This is a genomic window from Gordonia oryzae (genome assembly GCF_003797185.1).
GTDB classification, from domain to species: Bacteria; Actinomycetota; Actinomycetes; order Mycobacteriales; family Mycobacteriaceae; genus Gordonia; species Gordonia oryzae.
Genome location: NZ_RKMH01000002.1, coordinates 254,905 through 276,065 on the forward strand (window position 1 = coordinate 254,905; position 21,161 = coordinate 276,065).

Annotated in this window: 33 protein-coding genes; 31 read left to right on the forward strand and 2 right to left on the reverse strand. The window is 63.9% G+C overall.

Features of this window, described 5'->3' with window-relative positions:
* The first annotated feature begins 183 nt into the window (after positions 1–183).
* From EF294_RS03275 to EF294_RS03315, 9 genes are all read left to right on the forward strand, one after another.
* Positions 184–1,071 carry a hypothetical protein gene (locus EF294_RS03275; RefSeq protein ID WP_123925579.1) on the forward strand — a complete coding sequence of 296 codons (888 nt, stop codon included), beginning with the start codon at positions 184–186 and terminating at the stop codon, positions 1,069–1,071.
* Positions 1,068–1,406, forward strand: a complete 339-nt coding sequence (locus EF294_RS03280) for a hypothetical protein (RefSeq protein WP_123925581.1) — start codon at positions 1,068–1,070, stop codon at positions 1,404–1,406. Before EF294_RS03275 ends, EF294_RS03280 begins: the two co-directional genes overlap by 4 nt.
* Complete coding sequence (locus EF294_RS03285; protein ID WP_123925583.1) at positions 1,403–1,711, forward strand: hypothetical protein; 309 nt, start codon at positions 1,403–1,405, stop codon at positions 1,709–1,711. Before EF294_RS03280 ends, EF294_RS03285 begins: the two co-directional genes overlap by 4 nt.
* A gap of 214 nt (positions 1,712–1,925) precedes the next feature.
* Positions 1,926–2,498 carry an exonuclease domain-containing protein gene (locus tag EF294_RS03290; RefSeq protein WP_123925585.1) on the forward strand — a complete coding sequence of 191 codons (573 nt, stop codon included), beginning with the start codon at positions 1,926–1,928 and terminating at the stop codon, positions 2,496–2,498.
* A gap of 322 nt (positions 2,499–2,820) precedes the next feature.
* Positions 2,821–3,189, forward strand: a complete 369-nt coding sequence (locus EF294_RS03295) for a hypothetical protein (RefSeq protein ID WP_123925587.1) — start codon at positions 2,821–2,823, stop codon at positions 3,187–3,189.
* Positions 3,190–3,586: 397 nt separating this feature from the next.
* Positions 3,587–3,778 (forward strand): hypothetical protein, encoded by a 192-nt coding sequence (locus EF294_RS21855; protein WP_246007646.1) that lies wholly within the window; start codon positions 3,587–3,589, stop codon positions 3,776–3,778.
* A complete protein-coding gene (locus tag EF294_RS03305; protein ID WP_123925591.1) occupies positions 3,775–4,053 on the forward strand; it encodes a hypothetical protein in 279 nt (92 codons plus the stop codon). Before EF294_RS21855 ends, EF294_RS03305 begins: the two co-directional genes overlap by 4 nt.
* Positions 4,050–4,661 carry a hypothetical protein gene (locus EF294_RS03310; RefSeq protein WP_123925593.1) on the forward strand — a complete coding sequence of 204 codons (612 nt, stop codon included), beginning with the start codon at positions 4,050–4,052 and terminating at the stop codon, positions 4,659–4,661. Before EF294_RS03305 ends, EF294_RS03310 begins: the two co-directional genes overlap by 4 nt.
* Positions 4,661–5,632: a hypothetical protein gene (locus EF294_RS03315; RefSeq protein WP_123925594.1), complete on the forward strand. Its 972-nt coding sequence runs from the start codon at positions 4,661–4,663 to the stop codon at positions 5,630–5,632. The genes EF294_RS03310 and EF294_RS03315 overlap by 1 nt, the downstream gene beginning before the upstream one ends.
* A 46-nt stretch (positions 5,633–5,678) precedes the next feature.
* Here the strand turns inward: EF294_RS03315 and EF294_RS03320 are convergent, their stop codons facing one another.
* Together EF294_RS03320 and EF294_RS03325 are read right to left on the reverse strand one after the other, a co-directional pair.
* Positions 5,679–5,969 carry a ribbon-helix-helix domain-containing protein gene (locus EF294_RS03320; RefSeq protein WP_123925596.1) on the reverse strand — a complete coding sequence of 97 codons (291 nt, stop codon included), beginning with the start codon at positions 5,967–5,969 and terminating at the stop codon, positions 5,679–5,681.
* A gap of 8 nt (positions 5,970–5,977) precedes the next feature.
* Positions 5,978–6,277, reverse strand: a complete 300-nt coding sequence (locus tag EF294_RS03325; RefSeq protein ID WP_123925598.1) for a hypothetical protein — start codon at positions 6,275–6,277, stop codon at positions 5,978–5,980.
* Between the two features lie 580 nt (positions 6,278–6,857).
* Between EF294_RS03325 and EF294_RS03330 the strand changes: the two genes are divergently transcribed.
* The 22 genes from EF294_RS03330 (at position 6,858) to EF294_RS03435 (ending at position 21,161) form a co-directional block, all read left to right on the forward strand.
* On the forward strand, positions 6,858–7,103 hold the full coding sequence (locus tag EF294_RS03330; RefSeq protein ID WP_123925600.1) for a hypothetical protein: 246 nt from the start codon (positions 6,858–6,860) through the stop codon (positions 7,101–7,103).
* Positions 7,100–7,276: a hypothetical protein gene (locus EF294_RS21295; protein ID WP_185090930.1), complete on the forward strand. Its 177-nt coding sequence runs from the start codon at positions 7,100–7,102 to the stop codon at positions 7,274–7,276. The genes EF294_RS03330 and EF294_RS21295 overlap by 4 nt, the downstream gene beginning before the upstream one ends.
* The gene (locus EF294_RS03335) at positions 7,276–7,578 is read left to right on the forward strand and encodes a hypothetical protein (protein WP_123925602.1); all 303 of its coding nucleotides are present in this window, start codon (positions 7,276–7,278) and stop codon (positions 7,576–7,578) included. The genes EF294_RS21295 and EF294_RS03335 overlap by 1 nt, the downstream gene beginning before the upstream one ends.
* Before the next feature lie 82 nt (positions 7,579–7,660).
* Complete coding sequence (locus EF294_RS03340; RefSeq protein ID WP_246007647.1) at positions 7,661–7,810, forward strand: hypothetical protein; 150 nt, start codon at positions 7,661–7,663, stop codon at positions 7,808–7,810.
* Positions 7,810–8,061: a hypothetical protein gene (locus EF294_RS03345; RefSeq protein WP_123925606.1), complete on the forward strand. Its 252-nt coding sequence runs from the start codon at positions 7,810–7,812 to the stop codon at positions 8,059–8,061. The genes EF294_RS03340 and EF294_RS03345 overlap by 1 nt, the downstream gene beginning before the upstream one ends.
* Positions 8,061–8,525 (forward strand): hypothetical protein, encoded by a 465-nt coding sequence (locus EF294_RS03350; RefSeq protein WP_123925608.1) that lies wholly within the window; start codon positions 8,061–8,063, stop codon positions 8,523–8,525. The genes EF294_RS03345 and EF294_RS03350 overlap by 1 nt, the downstream gene beginning before the upstream one ends.
* 77 nt (positions 8,526–8,602) lie before the next feature.
* Positions 8,603–8,917, forward strand: a complete 315-nt coding sequence (locus tag EF294_RS03355) for a hypothetical protein (RefSeq protein WP_123925610.1) — start codon at positions 8,603–8,605, stop codon at positions 8,915–8,917.
* Between the two features lie 230 nt (positions 8,918–9,147).
* Positions 9,148–9,465, forward strand: coding sequence for a hypothetical protein (locus EF294_RS03360; RefSeq protein ID WP_123925612.1), 318 nt, complete (start codon positions 9,148–9,150; stop codon positions 9,463–9,465).
* A gap of 785 nt (positions 9,466–10,250) precedes the next feature.
* A complete protein-coding gene (locus EF294_RS03370; RefSeq protein WP_185090931.1) occupies positions 10,251–10,787 on the forward strand; it encodes a phage terminase small subunit P27 family in 537 nt (178 codons plus the stop codon).
* A gap of 1 nt (position 10,788) precedes the next feature.
* Positions 10,789–12,468 (forward strand): terminase large subunit, encoded by a 1,680-nt coding sequence (locus EF294_RS03375; protein WP_123925618.1) that lies wholly within the window; start codon positions 10,789–10,791, stop codon positions 12,466–12,468.
* Positions 12,469–12,478: 10 nt separating this feature from the next.
* Complete coding sequence (locus tag EF294_RS03380; RefSeq protein WP_123925620.1) at positions 12,479–12,784, forward strand: hypothetical protein; 306 nt, start codon at positions 12,479–12,481, stop codon at positions 12,782–12,784.
* Positions 12,771–14,279, forward strand: coding sequence for a phage portal protein (locus EF294_RS03385; RefSeq protein ID WP_123925622.1), 1,509 nt, complete (start codon positions 12,771–12,773; stop codon positions 14,277–14,279). The genes EF294_RS03380 and EF294_RS03385 overlap by 14 nt, the downstream gene beginning before the upstream one ends.
* Before the next feature lie 94 nt (positions 14,280–14,373).
* Positions 14,374–15,549 (forward strand): hypothetical protein, encoded by a 1,176-nt coding sequence (locus EF294_RS03390; RefSeq protein WP_123925624.1) that lies wholly within the window; start codon positions 14,374–14,376, stop codon positions 15,547–15,549.
* 95 nt (positions 15,550–15,644) lie between these two features.
* Entirely contained in the window at positions 15,645–17,168 is a 1,524-nt protein-coding gene (locus EF294_RS03395) for a phage major capsid protein (RefSeq protein WP_123925626.1), read from the forward strand.
* A 65-nt stretch (positions 17,169–17,233) separates the two neighbouring features.
* The gene (locus EF294_RS03400) at positions 17,234–17,434 is read left to right on the forward strand and encodes a hypothetical protein (protein WP_123925628.1); all 201 of its coding nucleotides are present in this window, start codon (positions 17,234–17,236) and stop codon (positions 17,432–17,434) included.
* Positions 17,431–18,036: a hypothetical protein gene (locus EF294_RS03405; protein ID WP_123925630.1), complete on the forward strand. Its 606-nt coding sequence runs from the start codon at positions 17,431–17,433 to the stop codon at positions 18,034–18,036. The genes EF294_RS03400 and EF294_RS03405 overlap by 4 nt, the downstream gene beginning before the upstream one ends.
* Positions 18,033–18,389 carry a hypothetical protein gene (locus EF294_RS03410; RefSeq protein ID WP_123925632.1) on the forward strand — a complete coding sequence of 119 codons (357 nt, stop codon included), beginning with the start codon at positions 18,033–18,035 and terminating at the stop codon, positions 18,387–18,389. Before EF294_RS03405 ends, EF294_RS03410 begins: the two co-directional genes overlap by 4 nt.
* Positions 18,379–18,717, forward strand: coding sequence for a hypothetical protein (locus tag EF294_RS03415; RefSeq protein WP_123925634.1), 339 nt, complete (start codon positions 18,379–18,381; stop codon positions 18,715–18,717). The genes EF294_RS03410 and EF294_RS03415 overlap by 11 nt, the downstream gene beginning before the upstream one ends.
* Positions 18,710–19,111 carry a hypothetical protein gene (locus tag EF294_RS03420; protein ID WP_123925636.1) on the forward strand — a complete coding sequence of 134 codons (402 nt, stop codon included), beginning with the start codon at positions 18,710–18,712 and terminating at the stop codon, positions 19,109–19,111. Before EF294_RS03415 ends, EF294_RS03420 begins: the two co-directional genes overlap by 8 nt.
* An 11-nt stretch (positions 19,112–19,122) precedes the next feature.
* A complete protein-coding gene (locus EF294_RS03425; RefSeq protein WP_123925638.1) occupies positions 19,123–20,088 on the forward strand; it encodes a fibronectin type III domain-containing protein in 966 nt (321 codons plus the stop codon).
* Between the two features lie 111 nt (positions 20,089–20,199).
* Positions 20,200–20,781, forward strand: a complete 582-nt coding sequence (locus tag EF294_RS03430; protein ID WP_123925640.1) for a hypothetical protein — start codon at positions 20,200–20,202, stop codon at positions 20,779–20,781.
* Positions 20,782–20,879: 98 nt separating this feature from the next.
* A complete protein-coding gene (locus EF294_RS03435) occupies positions 20,880–21,161 on the forward strand; it encodes a hypothetical protein (protein ID WP_123925642.1) in 282 nt (93 codons plus the stop codon).

Here is a 21,161-nt window from a genome sequence, read left to right on the forward strand (position 1 = left end):
ACGGTGGCAGACGGTCGAATACGACAACGGACACCGTAATCAACAGCGCTACCGGTCCGTGATACGCGGCAACCGGTACGAAACACGAGTCGACACCCGCCGCGACCCCACCTGTCTATGCCTCGCATGTCGGCGACGGTGCCTGGGGGAGACGACGAAGAAGGAGGAGGTGAACGAGAAGCAGTGAGAACGCATGGAAGGCTCCTCGTCTCGATTTGGCGCGACAAGGACTTCGTCTCCTGCAGCGTTGAGGCCCAGCGCTGCTACATGATGCTGCTCGCGCAGAAGGACGTGAACAACGCGGGCGTCCAGCCGCTCATGATCCGCAAGTGGGCGCGAGGTTGTGAAGCGACCTCCGAGGACGACATTGTGCGAGCGCTCAATGAGCTACAGGGCGCTCGATTTGTCTGCTACGACGTCGACTCCGAGGAGTTGTTGATCCGTTCGTTCATCCGTAACGACGGAATCGTGAAGCAGCCGAACGTGCTCAAGAATGCGCTCCGGGTGGCCGAGCAAACCGAGTCGCCGAGGCTCCGTCAGGCGCTCTCCGACGAACTGCAAACTCTTGGCCGCAAGGACGCCTCAGAGGTGGCTTCGCGAATGGCTGTGGAAGGCAGCGGAAACCCTTTCGAGAACCCTTCGGAAACCCTTCCTGAACCCTTGAACCCTTCGGGAACCCCTCGCGAACCACGCGGAGATGGGGATGGGGAGGGGGTAACTAACAACGTTGTCTCACCTTCAGATTCCAAGAGAGTTTCCGCGCAGAAGCGCGGCACCAGACTCCCAGAGGGGTGGATGCCCGATCAGTCGGTGATCGCACAGATGCGCCAAGAGCGGCCAGACGTCGACCTCCAGGCAGAACATCGCAAGTTCGCGGATCACTGGAAGGCGGCCACTGGGAAGAACGCGACCAAGCGGGACTGGGACGCAACCTGGCGGAACTGGATCAGGAATGCCCGCGGCAGTTCCCGTGTCGCGCCCATCTCGACCACCGACGCGCGTATCGCAGCCGCCCAGGCACTCAAGGATCGACCCGCCAACGTTCACCCCTTGCGAGGACTCGAAGCATGAACCGCAACCAGATCATCGACCTTTTGACCATCGCCTCGGCGTATGACCGCCGCACGATCGGGGAGGGCGACATCGCCGCCTGGTCGGAGGCGTCACGCCGCGCCGGGTGGCGTCTCGAGCTTGCGACGGACGCGATCCACGAGCACTATGCGCAGACCTCGAAGTGGCTGATGCCCGGTCACATTACCGAGCGGATCAAGCTCGCGGCCCGACAGCCTGCGCCGGTCGATGAGGCGATGCGACAGCTTGGCGCAGCCCCGCCGGCATCGGCCGAGCGCCGTGCCGAGGTGATGGCCGAGATCCGAAAGTTCGCCGATCGGAAGGCGATGCCATGACCAACAACATCCCTGCCGATCTCGCGCGCCTGGATGCGTCTCTCGGACCCGTGATGTGCGAGTGCGTATGCGCCGAGTGCCACGGCTCGCGGCCGGCCACCACGGTGGTGGTGATCCACGACTGCGGCAACACCCCGACGCGCAAGGCGATGCTCGCGTGTGAGTCCTGCGAACGGAACCTCGTCCGCGTGATGGCGCAGCAGATCCACGCTGCGGCACTCCGTGGGGAGATGTTCGCGTGCCGTGGTTGCGGGGTGCGCTTCCACTCAATCGCCGACTACGTGCTGGAGGTGAGCCCGCTGTGATCCCGATCCAGGCGGCTCTACGCAACGCTGTGGGCTTCGTGGCCACTCTCACGGGTAATGACCACCCCCACGACGCCAGCGAAGCTCTCAGCGGCTCTCAGGCCCCGATTCGACCCACTCCACTCCGAAACCCGTCAAACCCCAGCGATCACCTGCCTGCCGACACCGTGTGGTGGGAGAACCAGGCTGATCGCATCGCAGAAAGGCTCGCGAGATGAAAGCACCACTACAAGGCGACATCGTCGTCGTCGACGTCGAGACCACCGGACTCAACCCGGAGGCCGACCAGATTTGGGAGTTCGCGGCGATCCGTCGCCATGCCGATGGGTCGACGACTGAAACCCACATCTACCACCAGGCCCATTCGGACCTCGTGGCACAGATGCCCGAGCGATTCAAAGCCGACTACGACCAGCGATACGGGGTGGACGGCCACGCCTACTCGACCCCTGCCGCTGCCGCGATCATCCACGCGGCCTGCGATGGCCCCGGTGTTCATCTGGTCGGAGCCAATCCGCGCTTCGATCACGAGTTCCTGAGCCGGCTACTTGCTCGCAGTGGATTCGAGGCGCCCTGGGATTATCACGTCATCGACGTCGAATCCATGGCCCTAGGTTGGCTTTTGGCGAAAGGGCACCGGATCACGCTGCCGTTCAAGTCCGACAACCTGGCGGAGCGTTGTGGAGTGCGTGGAACGTTCGCGCGTCACACCGCATTAGGTGACTGCCGATGGGCGCTTGCGTGGCTGGAGCGGATTGAAGAACAGTCGGTGGTGATGGGGGCATGAACCACCCACCCTGCTCTGTAGACGACTGCGGTCGAGACGGCATCAAACGAGGCATGTGCGAAGTGCACTACATGCGCTGGTACCGGAAGGCTATGCGCGATGGGACATTCGTGAGAGTTCAACGCCGGTCAGACTCTATACCGCCCGAAGAGGGTGTCGAAGAGTTCGAGATGCTCATGCAACACACCACCGACATGCTGTTGGCCTGCCGACGGCTGGGGGTGCATCCACGCACCGTGATCCGATGGCATAAGCGTGCCGGAAAGCCCGTGCCACAGGGACTCTGGCAGGCGTACAACGTTGCATCGACTCGGGTTGCGTGATGACTGCGATGACTGACGAGTGTGATGCACTATGCGACGACATTGAGCGTGACCGCGACGCCCTGCGCCAGGCGTGGGATGACCACCACGACGCTGAGCAAGCTGAGGGTTTGTGGTGTGACCGCAATGATCTTCTGATTCGGATCGAGAAGTTGCGGGCCGAGGTGAAGCGGCTGACACCCCGCGAAATCACGACGGTGGTGGAGTTGGAGGCGTTGCCGAACGGGGGTGTGATCCGCTCCGACGAGGGCTGCATCTGGGAGAAAGACATCAGCGGATGGTATGAGCCGGGTTCTCGACATGAACACATCGCTTCCGACCTCGCACTCCCCGCCGCCGTGCTCTACCTACCTGAAGGTGGTGAGTGACGTTGAAGGCCAAGCACAATGGCCCCTGTGCCGACGACTGCGGCCGTTGGATTCACGAGGGTGACGAGATCGAACACCGAGACAACGGTTGGGCTCACACCACATGCCCAGACCTGGCAGAGATGACCGGCGAGGCATCCGATGCATGCCCCGACTGTCACCTTATCCACGCAGGGGAGTGCTGGTGACCACCTACCGGCTCGACCTTCCGTGGACGAAACCGCCACTGTCGATGAACGACCGCCGCAACCACTTCGCCCATGCTCGCATCGTCAAGCAGATCCGAAACACGGTGCACCTGTTAGCGATTGCCGCTCATCTGCCCCGCGATTGCGAGCACGTCACGGTACAATTGCACTACGCACCCAGAGATGAAAGACGCAGGGACACAGATAATTTGGTCGCCACGTTGAAGCCGATGTGCGATGCCCTGGCCAAGGGAACGACGGCGCATCCCGGATACGGTCTCGTCGAGGACGACACCCCGATGTGGATGTCGAAACCCGAACCGATCATCCATCCGAAGACAGGCACCGGAGTGGGGGAGATGTGGCTGGAGATCGAGGTGGAGATCGGGGTCGACGGATGACCGGATGGAAGCACGGCACCCCATCGGGCGCTCAGATGCACTACCGGATGGGCGAGAAGCCCTGCGAGGCTTGTCGAGCGGCGAAGAACGAGTACAACCGGAAAAAGAATCACCTGCGCCGCCTTGTCCACCGATGCATCTCAATCCCCGAAGGTGTGCTGGTGGAGTTGTACCTCAACGCCACTCCCGAAGCGCAGGAGCACCTGGAAGCCGTGATCGACCTGCCCACCTTGGATCGCATGGTCGCGGCACATGACGAGAAGGAGAGCGCGTGAACCCCGAAGACGCGGTGCTCGACGAAATCGACCGGCTGGTGGACGAATCCCTCGCCAAACCGTGGGATCGGATCAGCGGCTACGACAACGACATCAATCAGCCTCAGTGTCGGTGCGGGCTCGACTGGCATGGGCTGCCGAGAGGGTACTGTCCCGGGTCGGATACGGAAGGTCCTATCGACGATCCTTGGTCGCGAAGGCGTGCGAAGAGGTTGTCGAGCAACCTCGTCAATTCAGGGACAGTCTTTGTTGCTCAAGCCAGCCCCGACCCTGAGGGCCAAAGCTGGAGTCCTCTCGGGACGGTCACCGCTGGTCCTCGATTCACCTATGCGCCGGAGTTCTCGTTCTCCACACCTCAGTGGCCGCGTATCGGGCCGTCCTATGCCGAACTGTTCCATCGCGCCAGCGAGATCTTCCCCGAGATCTTCGCCGAACTGTCCGTGACGTTCCAGAACCTCACCGCCGCAGTGGAGACCAGTAGGGAGCGTCTTGGCGCCTGGCAAGAGCCATCCGAGGAGCCGCAGACACCCCAGCAGCGAGCACTCCCGCGCCCATCCACCACCCCGCCCATGTGGGCACCGCGCGCCGACGGACGGAGACGACACTGATGCAGTGCACGAAGTGCGGTGGACGAGCAACGGTGTACCTGTGCCGTGAGTGCATCCGAGAATTGGACTCCAACCTCGAGCAAATCCCGTGGATCGCTGACCGACTCACCGAGGCGTACGCGAAGCAGAACGCGCTCTCTACGCCACCGGGACCGCGGCACATCGTGGAAGCCGAGGACGATGAACAGTCCCCGATGCCGTATGACCGGGTGGCCGGCGACACCTACAACGAGTTGCGCACCGTGCTGATGCGCTGGTGCCGTGACCTCGCCGACCTGATCGGTGTGGAGTGGCTGCCCGTGGATGCCGTGCCACTGGACTTCATCGGCCCACTACGGCCCATGATCCCGGCCAACAACACCGAGCGGATCCCGGAGATCCCCGGCCAGTTCCGCATCTCCCGCCACTACATCCCCGACATCGCGGATCTGTCCCGGTGGCTCAACGTCCACCGCTTGGATCTCGCCAACTCCGAGGATGCGGCGTTCGCGGCCCACGAGATCGACCGTGTGTGCCGCAAGGCGTTCCGGGTACTGAATCCGCCGAAGCGGGTCTACTGCGGCCCGTGTCCCACGGTGGTGGGCAAGGATGCCCGCAACCGCCCGTTGGAGTGTGCGCAAGGCCTGTGGGCCGACTGGGATGACGACAACGACCACGCAGCCACCCATGTGGAGTGCTGGAAGTGCCGCAAGCGACACAACGTCGACGAGCTGAAGAAGCACATCTACGCTCACGCCGATCACTTCTCGATGACGGTGGAGGAGCTGTTGAGCGTGCTCGACAACCTTGGGGAGCCGGTGCCGCAGTCCACGTTGTACCGGTGGATCAAGGAGGGCCGTGTGAGACCGCGCGGATATCAGCGTGATGGACGGATCACACCGACGCGCCTGAGACGTGGTGACCCGGCGGTGTTCTCGCTCGCCGAGGTGCGTGGACTGATGGCACAGAACGAGAAACAGACGGTGGGATGACTCGAAAGTCGAATACTCGCGTGGAGGTGTGAAAACCGAGCGGCGCTCAGGCCGAGTGCCGCTCGATGTACTCGCCAACAGCGCGGCGGATGACTTCGGCCGGCGCGACGCCCTCGGCAGTGGCCACGGCCTCCAGTTGCGCCCGGAGTTCCTGCGGGAGCCGCACTGATGTGGTGGGCGTCTTCCCTCGTGCGGGGGCGGTCTTCGGTGGCCGACCGGTGCGCAGGATCGCGTGGTTGACTTCGATCTCGCCAACGATCTCGTCGGCGGTGGGCGGGTTGGCCTCGAAGTCTGCGGCCATCTCCGCATACTCGTCATCGGTGAATCGTCGTTCCATCTTCTCTCTCACTTCCGTTGTGGCGCATAGGTGATATCGCCGAGGAGTTCAGCGATCCCGAGGTTGTTCACGAGGCTGCGGCGCAGCATCATCGCGTGGAACACCACAGCCTCGTCTTCGTCGGCCATGTCGGCCAGGACCTCGATGTAGGGCGCATTGGCGGCTGCTGGTCCGATGTGCAGGAACAGCACCGCGCCCTCACGCTTCGCCGGGAGGGAGATCCGGAGGGCGAAGTAGGCGAGGACCGTGCGGATCTCGTCGCCGGTGATCCCGTGCTGACGGGCGCTTGGGGTGATGGTGATCCGCATGAGATAAGTGTACTGCACTTACCTACGATAGTGCAACACAATTTCTTGAGTTCGGGCAAATCATACTTGGACGTTTTCACTAGGCGTGTGTGAGAATGGATCTGCAGCACTACAGCTGTCCCCAAAACACACCTGATCAGTGGTGTGTACCCGATCTTCCGCCGCGCCGCGTCAACGCCGTCTACTCATGCGGCAATGCCACGCCCATGACCGTCCTTCCGGCAACTCCGCGCGAGGCGTGAATCGGGTTCGGGCAGGACCCGAGTTGCAGCGCGGCGCGGCGGATCACCCACCGATGAAACCGAGAAACCGATGACAGTTCTCCTCCATCTTCTTGTCGAATCACTCATCTGTGCAAGGCATTTGGCATGAGTGCCGAGGCGCGCGCCGAGAAGACTGCAATTCTCACAGGCGCCATATTGGGCGTCGTGGCGATTCTGCTCCCGCTGGCGATCGGGGTCGTGGCACTTAGTCGGGGTGGTGGATGGCTCACGTACTGCGCGGTCTACCTCGTGGTCGTTAGCTCCATCGACATCTTCCGATACTGCGTCCGCGGCGTCTCGTCCGATTCGAGACGACGATGAGCCGCCAGAATCCGAATCCCGTCGCGCACCTCGACCAGCGCGCTGTGAAGACCCTCGCAGACCACCTGAGCCACCTGGAGCATCCGGGCCGCGGTGGAGAGCCGGCGAAGATCATGCGTCTCGTCCAGCTCGACGGCACCGGCCCGGGAACGGTGAAGATCAAGAAGGATCTCGCCGAGGCGATCATCCACCACCTCTACGTCTCCGGATTCGAGCTGAAGCGACGCAGGGGACGCGGATGATCGGCCGCAAGAAACCTCAGGCCATCCCACCCCGCGCACCAAAGCAGGGAAGCGTCGAGGCGTTGCTGAAGATGTTCACCCTCACCCTGCAGCGTGCCGGCGCCACTGTCGACGTCAAGGAGCCGCAAACCCGCACCGTCGTCATGACCATCAGTTGGCGCAAGGGTCAATAATGGCCGTGCTGATCGAGCTCGAAGGTGACGAGTTCGTGTGCAAGTACGGCACGATCTCATCTGCGCCGCCCGTCCTCTCGAGCGCGCCAGTGCCACTTGACATGGCTGGCTGGCTGCCAGACCTTCGGCCCGAAGATGTTCCGCCACCACCGCTGATGTTCCTCGGTACGAACATCGTCGGCACGGAGCCCTTCTACACCGTCGAGACCAACCGGGGCTCCTGGACATACCAACTCCACGAGATCGAGTGGTGGGACCGCGGTCTCGATCCCAAGTTCCGTCTCGGCGTCTGGCCAGACTGAAAGGCAGCCGATGCACCCCGCAACACGACATTTGCTTGACCAGTTCCATTTCGACCACTTGCGCACCGACCATCTTCGTCGTGTGTCGCAGCAGTTCCACGACCTCGCACACGATCTCGCCGAGGTGCTCAATGACGGCCCCGAGCTGTCGGCTGGTCTGCGCAAGCTGCTCGAGGCCAAGGACTGCTGCGTACGCCAGGCCGTCATGGACGCACAACCGAAGGAGTCCTGATGCAGAAGGTTGACCGAGACTGGTTGGCAGCCAACGACGCCCATCCGCACATCCTGCATCTCGCGGACGTTCTGAACGGCATCGTGGAGCACCTGACCCAGGAACGGCTCGAGCGCAATCCCCACGCTTTGGATGCGATCGCCGACGGAATCGCCAATGAGCACAACGCGGTGACGATCTCCATGCAGGCCACCGATGAGGCCACCACCGACGGAGAAGTTGAAGCCACCGACCCCTCCGGGGATGCCTGATGCGCATCGAGCGCGTCGACATCAGTTGGCTCGAAGCCCAACGCTGCGAGCCGCACATCATCCACATCAGCAACGTCCTCAACGCCATCGTTGAGGGATTGGAGCTCATCATGACCGCACAGGACGACATCAACGCCGCAGTCGCCGAGGAGACCGCCGCCGCGACCGCGATCGCATCGGCCGTCAGTTTCGTCGCCACCGAGGTCGCGAACCTCAAGGCCGCGAATCCCGCCGTCGACACCACCGCACTCGAGGCCGCGACCTCGGGTTTGACCAGCGCTGTGGCGACCCTGCCGCAGCCCGCAACTTCCGCATCGACCGGCGACACAACCGCTCCGGCTTCGGGATCGACCAGCACCGCGACGACCACCGGATCGGGCGATGCCTCGACCACCGGTGCAGCGGCGAGCAGCGACTCGACTTCCGGCACCAGCGCCACCGGTGCGGAACCAACGTCGGCCTGACCACCGACAGCCGAACCACCCGCACGTCCGTAGCCAGCGCGCGGGTGGTTCGGCACCTTTCGTTACGGAGCAAACCGATGAGCAAGAAGGAACTCAAGGCCCGCGTTCGCGAGCTGGAGATTGAGAACGCCACCCTGCGTGGCGAACTCGCCGCACACCGACAGCAGTCATGGACCGCGCCGTTCGTCGGCGACGTACCGCCATTGCCGACAGTCAGACCGTGGGTCTGGTGCGACGTCTCGGCATCGGGTGGCCAGATCAAGCACATCAACGACTACTCAGTGAGTCCGATGATGAACGACGCCGACTTCATGGAAACCGCGCTCGCCGCGTCACGCATTCAGCGTCAGACGCGGCACGACTTGGCCAAGCTGACCACCGAGCTGCTGTGACGACCCACTCCTGTGGTTGCACCGTGGACGGCACGCCGAAGTGCGCGTACGCCACCGGCCGCATTCCGGCATCGGGAGTCTTCAGCGTCCACGGCATTCCCCGTCCACCGGTCGTCGATGCGGGTTCGGCACACGACACACCAACACTTGGCGGGGCAAGGTTAGGCACGGCAAGCCGTGGCCTGGCATGGCATGGGATAGACACCAGCACAACGAGGGAACGTGGACACATGGACAAGTGGCTGTCATGGATACCCACAGCACTGTCATCCAAGACGTCGATCATCATCGGCATCGCGATGTTCGCCTACCTCGTTGTGTTGGGTGCCGTCGGCATCCTGATCGGTCACCCGAGCCTCGTACCCGACAACGCACAGTTGGTCCTCGGGAACTATTGCAACGTGGCGAGCATGGTCGCTGCGGGCATCGCGGCAGGCGCCGGCCACAAGGCCGTGCAGAACCAACGCCGTGCACACGAGATGCACCAGCAGACCCACGAACTCCTCACCCAGATCAGCGAACAACTCGACGTCCCAGATGCCGAGTAAGCCATCTCGACCATGCAGTAAGTGCGGTCGTAGAGCAGCGCCACAGAGCAACCTCTGTGACACCCACACACGACAACGAGAACAACGACGAGGCAGTGCCGCCGACCGCGGGTACACCTCCGATGGTCACCAGTCCTTCCGCCGCTCAGTCCTCGCCCGGGATGGCTACCGGTGCACCTTCCCCGACTGCGACCACCGAGACCCCACCGGTCGGACACTCCACGCCGACCACCACCCCCACAGCCGCCGGGACCTCCTCGCACAGGGGCGCAACCCGAACGACCCCCGGTACGGCCGGACCCTCTGCCACTCCCACCACTCCTCCGAGACCGGACGCAAGGAAGGTCGAGGGAACCTCCACCGCGGGTAGCGCAGGGATCTCCGACCGGAGAGCCCTCCCACACTGGGGGAAGACCGGGAGAGCCCGACAGAGCACCGGGATGGACCCCACCATCCACCATCCCCACCCCGGAGGGACCACACAGGACCCCGAGGTCACCACCCCCATGGGCTAGGGGGCACCCGAAACCTCTGCGCGTGGCACAAGAGGACCGCTTGGAAGCTCCCCGCGTGCCACTTCCAATTTTTCAAAAAATGTCAGAAATTCCCCCAATTACCGGGAGGTGATCGAAAAAATGGCTGACCAGCATGTTTGCGTTGACTGTGGCCAGACCTTCGACCCTCCGGGAGGGCGGGGAAGGCCACCATCCCGCTGCGAGTCGTGCCGGGAGGGCCGCGGACCGAAGTCGGGGGCGTGCGCGCACTGCGGGAGCGAGATCAAGCCCGTGAAGGGTCGCGGTCGCGGTCGTCCGAACGCTTACTGCTCGGTGGATTGCCGTCGGCAGGCCCAGTGGGAGCGCGCCCGGGTGCGCGGCCACGGTGAAGAGACGCCCGATGACGTCGATTCGATCATTGACATCCGCCGCGCGCAGAAGTCCGAGCCCCGCGAGCCGTCGGCGGCCGCCATTGGCGATGTGAAGCCGCCGTGGGGCCTCACCGAGGGCGCCGAGAGGGTCTGGATGGACCTTGCACCCGATCTGGTGCGCAAGAAGATCCTGACAGCGGCCGATGTGCACCTGTTTTCGGTCTACTGCGAGGCTGCGGCGATGTACAAGGAGTGCCGCGACCTCCTTGGTGACCGCTACATCGGCAAGGGCGCTGCCGGCGGGGACATCGTGTCGCCGTACTTCCAGGCCATGGTGAAGTGCCAGCAGCAGATGGTGCAGATCGGCGCCCGGATGGGCCTCACACCGGCCGATCGGGCCCGCCTTGCTTCCGCCGACGAGCCCGACGCCTCCGGCCTGGATGAACTGATCTCCTGAGATGGACCTGCCACCCTGTGGCCGGTCACTCGGTGGTCACACCTGCACCGAGGTGGGGGAGCACTTCTGCGTCCCGCGTGCCGATCACGCGCAGCGGTTCATCGAGACCGCGCTGAAGCACACCAAAGGCCGTTTCGCGCGGACAGCGTTCACGCTCCTGTACTTCCAACGCGAGGAGATCGTCCGGCCGTTGTTCGGCACGGTCGTGTGGGACGAGGAGCACGAGTGCTACCGGCGCCGATACCGCATCGCCTGGATCGAGATTGCCCGGAAGAACGGGAAGTCCGAGCTGCTGGCGGCGATCATGCTGACGGTCTTCTTCTGCGACGGCGAGTATGGCGCAGAGCTCTTCTCGATCGCCCGGGACCGGAAGCAGGCGGCGCTGATCTTCGACGTCGCGGTGCAGATGATCAAGTTCAACCCGGCGCTGGCGAAGCTGTGCAAGATCATCCCGAGCCAGCGACGCATCATCAAGACGAACTCGAACTCGATCTATCAGGTCCTCGCGAACGACGCGGCCGGTGCGCTCGGATCCAATCCGAGCGCGGTGGCCGCCGACGAGATCCTGGCGTGGCATGACGGCGGCATGTGGGAGGCACTGCGCACGGGCATGGGCTCGCTGGCGCGGGTGCAACCGCTATTCGTGGCCGCGACCACTGCCGGATATGACACCGAGAGCTTCGGGCACAAGGAGCACACCGAGATGCTCCGAGTCGCCGAGGATCCCAGCTACATGCCTCACTGCTTCTCCTACATCCGGGCGCTGCCGCGAGACGCCGACGCCTTCGACGAGGACAACTGGTCAATCGCCAACCCTGCGCTGAAGACTCCGGACAACCCCGACGGGTTCCTCTCGATGCAGTCGATGCGGGAGATGGCTCTCGAGGCGAAGAACAATCCATTGAAGCTCAACGGATTCCTGCAGTTCCAGCAGAACCAGTGGACCAACCAGGCTGTGCGGTGGATGCCGATGCACCTGTTCGACGGCTCTCGCGGGACTGTCTACCGATCGGCGCCCGACACGATGGAGCAGTTCGCCGGTCGAGAGTGCTGGATGGGGATCGACCTCGCCGGCCGCCAGGACCTTACGAGCATCTGCTACCTGTTCCCGGACGGCGAGTCGTGCGACGTGGTGTGGCGCCACTTCTGTCCGGAGGGTGCGCTGACGCGGCTCGACGAGCGCAACTCGGGTCGGTTCTCTCGCGAGTTCGTCACGGAGGGATGGTTGACCGTCACCGAGGGTGACGTCCTCGACTTCGAGAAGGTGTACGCCCAGATCGAAGAGGACTCGCGCCGATTCCGCATCCTCGGCGCCGACATGGATGTGTGGTCGTCGGCGCCCGTGCTGCAGGCTCTCGAAGAACGGCTCTACACAGAGATTTTCGCCTACGCCAACGACTTCAAGCACATGAGCGACTCGATGCACCGCATCTTGGAACTCACGACCGAGAAGAAGTTCCGGTGGCATGGGAATCCGTTGGCCCGGTGGTGTTTCGACGCCGTGCAGGCCCGTATCGCCGCATACGACCCGAATCTGATCCGTCCTGACAAGCCCAACCGCGACACCGAATCGAAGCGAATCGACGCCGTGCCGGCCGCCATCATGGCGGTCAACGCCTGGCAGGGCCGCGGTACCGCGTCGACCTCGTATTACGCCGACAACGACGTCATGACCCTGTGAGGAGGTGCCGATGCTGATCGCGCTCATCGTCTTCGCTGTCGCCGCTGTGGTGTCGGTGTTGGTGAATATCTTTCTCGCGCTACGGATTCGCGCCATCCGGAGTGACCCGCTGTGTCGGCGCATCCTGCAGCGCCTCGTCATCACCTCAGACGATCCTGTCTTCACCGGAGTGCTCCGAGAGGTGGGCCAGGGCCGGGATGGGCATGTGGTGTTCTCCGACTGCCAGCTCGTCGAGGGCAAGCAGGCGATCGCAGGTGACGTGATCAAGGCGAAGTCGCAGATCGTGACCTACCAGGTGCCTCATGCTGCTGGCTAACGGCCTGCAGATCGCCCCGCAGGCCCTCGCTGAGGTCACCCCGCAGCTCGCCGAGTCCTACTGGTATCAGGACGGCGGCGCGCTGCAGCTAGAGCACACGTACGCGCTCTACGGCGAGATCTACCGCTCCGAGCCGTGGGTGGCGGCCGTGGTGAACAAGCGCGCCGACGCCATCGCGCGGTTGCCGATGCATGTGTGGTCCGACGACGGCCCAACCCGGCTACAGGTCACCCCTGCGCAGTCGGGATACGCCAAGCTCATCGCGCAACCCTGCTACTACCTCGACTCGTACACGTTCTGGTCCTGGGTGGCCACCACCTACGACATCTATGGCGAGACATATCTGGCGATCGTGTTCGACGACAACGGTATTCCGGTGACGCTCATGCCCATGCACCCTTCGCGGGTCGCGGTCCGGCGAGATCCCGATACCGGAAAGCATGAGTATCTCTTCATGGCCGGCAACGCCCTGGGGGCGGGGCTGGTGAAGTTCGGCGATGGGGAAGTCGTGCCGATCCGTTCGTACAACCCCGCCGGCACCGAGCGCGGGCTGTCGAAGATGGAGCCGCTGCGGTCGACGATCTTCGCTGAGGACTCGTCCCGGACCGCCGATGCGGCGATGAAGACCAACGGTGGTCGTCCGAACGTCGTGCTGTCCACCGACAAGGTGCTGGGTCCAGACGGTAAGAAGCGGCTACGCGACAGCTGGAATCAGGCGCATGCCGGATCGTCGAACGCCGGTAAGGCTCTCGTGCTCGAGGATGGGGTGACCGCGTCCCCGGTGCAGTTGACGTCGGTGGAGCTGCAGATGATCGAGGCGCGCCACCTCAACCGCGAGGAGATTTGCGCGGTGTACGACGTCGCGCCGCCGATGGTGCACGACCTGACCCGAGCGACGTTCTCCAACATCGCCTCCCAGATGCGGGCGTTCTATCGGGACACCATGGCTCCGGTGATCGAGCGGTTCGAGTCGGCCTTCGATTTCTACGTGGGCCAGTTCTTCGATCCCAAGTTGGCGGTCCGCTTCGACGACGCCGATGTCACCCGAGGTGATTTCGAGCAGCGCGCCACCTCGGCGCAGGCGCTCGTCGTGATCGGCGCGCTCACGCCCAACGAGGCACGCGAACTCATGGGCTTCGGCCGGTTCAAGGACGCCAAGGCTGACAAGTTGTACGCCAACTCGGCGCAGCAGCCCCTCGGTGAGCCCACCGAGCAGATCCGCCTCACCGGGGAAGTGCTGAACGACCCGGACGGCATTGCCGTGGCGCCTCCGGGGCCCACGACCGACGTTCCCGCGATCGCCGGTGGCACACATCAGATTCCGCAACTCACCGCCCCGTCAGCCAAGGCCGTCCGCGATCTCAAAGCCGAAGTCGGCCGCGGGAAGTCCATCGCCGACGCCGCCCGCGCGCTCGCGCAGAAGAGCCCCGACGACCTCAACGACATCGCCGCCGCCGTCCTGACGGCGATGGCAGCCCAGCGCGAGAACGCATAAGAAAAACCGCCGATCGCATCGCCATTGGGTATCGGGCCGAACATGGATCAGCGGCTTTCACCAACTCTATACCGCCTGAACGACAGGAGACGCAATGTTCATCCAGGATAAGGCTGTCGCCGACATCACCTCTTCCGGTGACGATTTCGGCCCCAACGGCGGATTCGAGGCGATCTTGTCGGCTCCTACCCTCGATCGGGACGGCGACGTGTTCGCAACCAATGAGTGGAAGACCCCGCTCCCGGACAAGATCACCGTGGACGTCGATCATGAGATGTCCGTCTCGGGAACGATCGGCTCGGCGAAGCCCTACATCGCCGACGACGGCACCCTGCGCATACGCGCATCGTTCGCGAGCACCGCCAAGGCGCAGGAGGTCCGAACCCTGGTGCAGGAGGGCCACATCGACTCAGTTTCGGTGGCGTGCATGACCGACAAGACGCTCAAGAAGGCCGGCGAGCCGTGCCGGGAGCTGCTGAATGCCGGGGTGGTCGCGGTGCCGTCGAATCGTGAGGCCAAAATCCTTGCGTCGAAGGCCAAGGACGGCGGGACCGTCAAGGCCGGCGCCCGAAACTCCAAGTCCGATCAACAGTGGATTCAGGCTGCGCACGACGCCACGATTATGGCCGGCGCCGACTGTGTCGAGGAGATCTCCGACGACGGCGGTGAGGCCGACGGCGCCAACAAGTCCGCCGCCCGAGACAACGAGCCTGCGTTCGTCATCGGCGCGAAGGCGGTCAAGGGATCGTTGGAGGATCTCCAGTCCACCATCGGAGAAGCACTCGATGCCGCCTACGCCAACTCCGGTGCATCGTTCTCCTACCTCGTCGCTACCTTCCTGTCCGGTGACGGTGGGACGATCGTCTATCGCCTGTACCCGGCGAATGACGGCCCCTCGCAGACCCTCTCGCGTGCCTTCACTCTCGCGGAAGACGGGTCGGTGACCCTGTCGACTGAAGTTGAGGCGGTCGAACTCGTCACCACCACCACGATCGCCGAGAAGGCCGCAGGTCCCGAGCGAAAGCCCGAGCCCACCATCACCCTCGAGCAGTTCGAGCAACTGCTCGCCAAAGCCACCGGTCAGATGGCCGGTCCGCCACAACACGAGGCCAAGTCTCCCGTCGACGCTCCCGCAGATCCTCCCGCGCCCGAGGGCGCCGCTGGTGATGCCGCTGCGAAGGCCGCTGATGGTGCCGAGTCCGACGTGGCCGAGGAACTACCCACACACCTGCTGGACATGGTCAACGCGGCCAAGTCCCGCCTGGAGTAGTTCCTCACCTGTCCGAAAGGCATTCGGACTCAACCCATCCCATACAAACCCCCGCACTCACCGTGTGGGGGTTTTTGCATGAAAGGACACCGATCATGGCCACGGCCAAGCAGATCGAGACCCGTCAGCGTGAACTCGACAAGAAGATCGCCGACATCTACCAGAGCACCGAGCTCACCACCGCCGAGAAGTCGTCTCAGCTCGATGCCATCGCCCCTGACTACGAGGCGCTGCAGAAGGAGTTCGAGCTGTCTGAGCGCGTCACCGAGATGCGCTCCAAGCTCAAGGCTCCCGACTCCGGTGCCGAAACCGAGGACGGCGCACCGATCCGGATGGCCACCGGCCGGATGGAGGCGCGGACCCTGCGCCAGACCAAGCGCGCGCTCGCCTACGCGCTGGCCAATCACCCGCAGATGCGCTCCGCCGTCGAGGAACTCGGCGGCATCGCTGTCGAGGGCAAGTCGCAGGGATTCAAGGGTGAGGCGTTCGAGAAAAAGTTCTCGGTCGAGCTCAAGGATTCCACCGCCGCCGGCAACGGCATGGGTGAGGGATTCTTCGGCGCCGGCCCGGGCGTGGCCGCCGGTCAGAACCTCTTCGCTCCGGGCGCCTGGGGTGAAGGCATCCTCCCGACGTTCCTCCCGGGCATTGTGCAGCAGCCGCTCTATGACCTGTCGATCGCCGACATCCTGCCCGCGATCTCGGTGTCGACGCCGATGATGAGCTACCTGATGCAGGGGGCGACCGCATGGAACGCCGCGGAGACCGCCGAGGGTGCGGCCTACCCGTTCAGCTCGGTCCAGTTCACCCGGGTCGATGAGCAGGTCGGCAAGATCACCAACGCCGCCGAGGTCTCCGACGAGGGTGTGCGGGATGCCCCGCAGCTGTTCTCGTTCCTGCAGAACGAACTCATCACCGGCATCGAGCGCCAGGAAGAGGTGCAGCTCCTCGCTGGCAACGGCTACCCGGGCGTCAATGGCCTGCTGAACCGTGCCTCGGGCTTCACTCAGGACGCCACGGCGGTGACCGCGGGTGCCGCCGTGAACTTCCCGGCCGTCGGCACCCCCGCCGCGGGCGTGACGTCGCAGGCCCTCACTGGTCTGCGGTACGGCCGCGTCATCGCCGGCTCTTACGCCAACTCGGCGGGCGCCTACCCGACCGGCGTGCAGATCGGCCTCGGCCTGCTGTCGGCGATCACGCAGGTGAAGTACAACAGCTGGATCGCACCCAACGCGGTGCTCATCAACCCCCTCGACTGGGAGCTGATGCGCAAGGCGACCGACAACAACGGCCAGTTCTTCGGCGGCTCGTTCTTCGGCACCAACTACGGCTACGCACAGGGCGGCGGTACCACCCTGTGGGATACCCGCGTCGTGCAGACCCCGTCGATCCCGCAGGGGTCGATCTTGCTCGGTGGCTTCTACCCCGAGACGATCACCGCGGCCCGCAAGGAAGCCATCTCGGTGCAGATGAGCAACCAGAACGGCACCAACTTCGTCGACGGCATGGTCACCGTGCGCGCCGAGGAACGCCTCGGCCTGATGGTGTTCAAGCCCGCGGCCTTCCAGCTGATCCAGCTGGCCACCGGCACCTCCACCGTCGCGGCTCCGTCCGGCGAGTGATCTGAACGCCGGGGCGTCCGCGTGGCGCCCCGGCGTCCCACTCTCTCACCAGCGAAAGGGATTCCATGATCTCGGATATCGATCCGTGGCACATGAGCCTGCGGCGACCGTTCGGCAAGACCATCCCCACCGGTCGGCACGAACTCACCCCGGATGACCCCGATGAAGAGACCGTCGAGGACGTCGCCGAGAAGGTGGAGCAGAAGGTCGTCGAGCGACCCGCGCCGAAGTCCACGAGCAAGACCACTGGGGCACAGGGTAAGTGACCACCCCGCAGTTCGCGGCGTCGGATGCGATGCTCGTCGCCCCTTCGACGATCACCGCTCCGGCGTTCACCCCTGCGCAGATGTCGACGGCAGTCGGTGTGGCCTCAGCGATGATCACCGGCTACACCGGTCGGTCGTTCGTGGCCAACGCCTCCGACACCGTGACCCTCACTGCATCGGCTGACGGCTTTCAGCTGCCCCAATACCCGGTCACCGCAATCACATCCGTGTCCATCCTCACCGATACCGGATGGGTGGTCTGCGATCCATCCACCTACTCGTCCGACGAGACCGGGTGGGTGACGATGCCGATGTCGGCGATGAACTACATGGTGGAGCTGGGGTCCACAACCCCCGCTCCACTGTTGCCCGACTACGGGTGGCAGGTGCAGGTGGTGTACTCCCACGGCTACACCACCGTCCCCACAGACATCGCCGCGGTGTGCACACATCTCGCAACCCAGTACCTCGACAATCCCTTCGGCTCGATCGAGCAGAAGGTGGGGGAGATTGCCGACCGCTACGCACCACAGCGCGCTGGCGATCTCGAGCCGTGGGTGACGAAAATCCTCGACCGGTACGCCGACGTGGGTGTGGCGTGATCTACGGCAACGACTCCGGGACGTTCTCGGTGCCGTCTGCTGTGACGCAGCTGGACAAGCACTTCCAGCCGATCAACAACCCCGCCACCGTTTCCGTGCAGGGGCTGTCGATGCAACCGGTGTCCACCAGTGAGGTCATCTCCAATACGGATCTCACCATCGACGACTCCAAACTGCTGATCCCCGCGACACAGATGCCGTCAGGAATCACCACCGAATGCACCTACACCCCAACCGGATCGACCGACATCTATCAGATCGTCGGTGAGCCGCGCCCGTGGACCAACCGACTCGGCATCCCGCACCACACCACGGTGTATCTCCGGAAAGCGAGGGCTACCAGTGGCGCTTAACGTCTCCGAACTCGAGAAGGCGCTCGCCGGTCCGATGGTGACCGCCGAGGTACTCAAGCGCACCGAGGAAGTCGCCGAGTACTGGCGATCCCTCACCCAGGGAGTGTTCGAGCACCAGAAGGAGCACACCCTGAAGTCGGGGTACGTCGAGGAGCCGGGGGATTACGAGCGCTCCATCCGGGCAAAGACCATCCGTCGCAAGGATGGATCAATCAAGGGGCGCGTGGAGTCCACAGACTACAAGGCGCACTGGATCGAGTACGGGTCTTCGAAGATGCCCACCTACGCGTTCGCCGAGAAGACCCGAAGCCACTTCACCAATGGCTAACTTCGTCTGGACCTTCCCGGACGCCGAGGATCTGGTGTGTTCCTACCTGAATCCTCTGTGTCCCAACAATGTCCGTCCCGAGATGGACAACTCCGCAGGGCTCCCCTTCGTGCTGATCCGCTGCATCGCGGCCGGTAACGACGGGGTCACCGACTATGCCAGCGTGCAAGTCGATTTTTTCCACAACAACCGATCGAGTGCCAATGACCTTGCTCAGCAGGGACATTCACTCATGGTCGACATCAAGTCGGCACCCATATCGGTCAACGGGCAGCTCGTGTCCATCGACCGATTCCAGGTCATCCAGAGGCCCATCTGGATGCCCTACGACGACGAGAACCTCAAGCGGTTCGTCGGCCGCTACCAACTCGACACGCGCATCTGCGTGCTCTGAAAGGAATCATCATGACTGATGTGTTGTGGGCCGCTGGCAACACCACCAACTACAACCGCATCTTCAAGGCGCAGTTCGGATCTGTGTTCGCACGCGACTACGGCAACGCGTCCACCGCGCTGCTGCCGACGTTCACGCCGTTCACCTCCGACGGCCTCGCGATCGACTTCGCCCGACTGGCCACCCTCGGGTTCATCAACCTGGGGTCGTGCTCGTCCAACGGCATCAAGTTCAACCCGAAGTTCACCACCTCCGAGGTCGATGTGTGGCAGACGCGCATGCCGGTCCGGTCGGACGTCGAGACCGACCAGGATTCGCTGACCGTCGAGTTCATGGAAGCCACCGCCGCGGTGGATGCCATCTACAACGACACCCCGCTGACTGGTCGGCCGGCGGACGGCTCGATCGGCTACAACATCGTCAAGTCCGGTGTGACGCCGCTGTTCCCGCGCCAGATCATCGTGATCGGCGTCGACCAGCAGGCTGGAGTCGAGGAGTACTCGGCCGTCACCTACGCGATGGCGAAGCGAGACAAGGCCACCGGTCAGTCGTGGGATCCGAAGAACCCGGTGATGTCGGCCTACGATCCGGTCTCCTACATCGACCCGTTCTCCGGCCTGGCTCGCATCTTCTCGCGTGGCGGTCCGGGCTGGGTCAACTCCGGCGGCACCACCGGCGCCGTGGGCACGCCGGTCGCCGCCGCGCAGTCGGGCGACAAGGCCACCCTGACGTTCACCCCGCCGCAGACCGGATCGGGCGCCTACACCTACACGGTGCAGGAGACCACCGGTGGCAACACCACCGCGGTGTCGAGCGGCAACGTCACGGTCACCTCGAGCTCGAGCAACAGCGTGGTGCTCACCGTGTCGGGCCTGACCACCGGCTCGGCCTACACCTTCACCGTCACGGCCACCTCGACCACCAACGGGTCGGCCGCGACCTCGGCGCCGTCGAACAGCATCACCGCGACGAGCTGATCACAGACCGGGGCGGCGTGGGGTTTCTCATCGGTTACCCGCGCCGCCCCGGCCCTTCGGGGCCACCCACAACCGATGACCTACCAACCGATGATCTGAAAGGAACAACCGATGACACAGCCAGCACACGCGGCCCCGGAGATCGTCAACGCCGAGGTGGTGGAGGAAAAGTCGCCGATCCGGCTCAAGAGCCTTCCGACGCGGATGACGCTCGAAGAGCTGCAGCTGCAGATCGCCGACAAGCTCGGCATCACCCCGTACGTCGACATCAATGTCGGCGGTCGCGACTACCGAGTCCACGGCATGCAGGTCATGCCCGATGACGCCCTGGAGCGCATCAACGCCATGTGGCAGGACAAGGATCTCGACCCGTGGCCTGATGACACCCCGCCGCGCAAGGTGGCTGTCACCGACAAGGACGGGAAGATGACCGGCGAAGTCATCGAAGTCCCGCGTGCAGGTAGGCCCAACACCGAGAACCCCACGATCGACGGAAAGACCGCCCCGAACCCGTCGGCTCGACTCGCTCGCTCGATCTTCGGCGTGGAGAAGTACGAGCAGTTCAAGGCCGACGGCGGCGAGTCGTACATGGTCGCCTGGGTTTTCAACGAGCTCAACGACATCGCGAAGGCCAAGGAGGACGCCGAGAAGGGTGAGGCGGACCCAAAATCGCCCGCGCCCTCGGACTCCTGAGGCAGTTTCCCAACGAGATTGAAGCCGACCTCCTGTTCCGGACCCCGTACACCATCGAGGACTGGTACAGGGGTCGGCTCTCATCGAGGGAACTCGTGGTGATCGTCACCCACCTCCCCGATGATTCCGCCACCAAGACGGCCATGCGCGAAGGCGATTGGTCTGAGGCCGAATACATGTCGGCCTTCACCGTGAACCAGCTGCTTCTCGTTCGCGCCGATCTTCGAGGCATGTTCGGCGGCCAGCAGTGGTCCCCGCCGCTCGTGAAGTCCCCGCAGCAACGGATCGCCGACGAGGCAAACCGCCAACAGGCGTCCTCGTGGAATGCCCACGTCACGGCTCAGATGCGTAACGCCCAACTCGCTCTCGAAGGGAGGTGA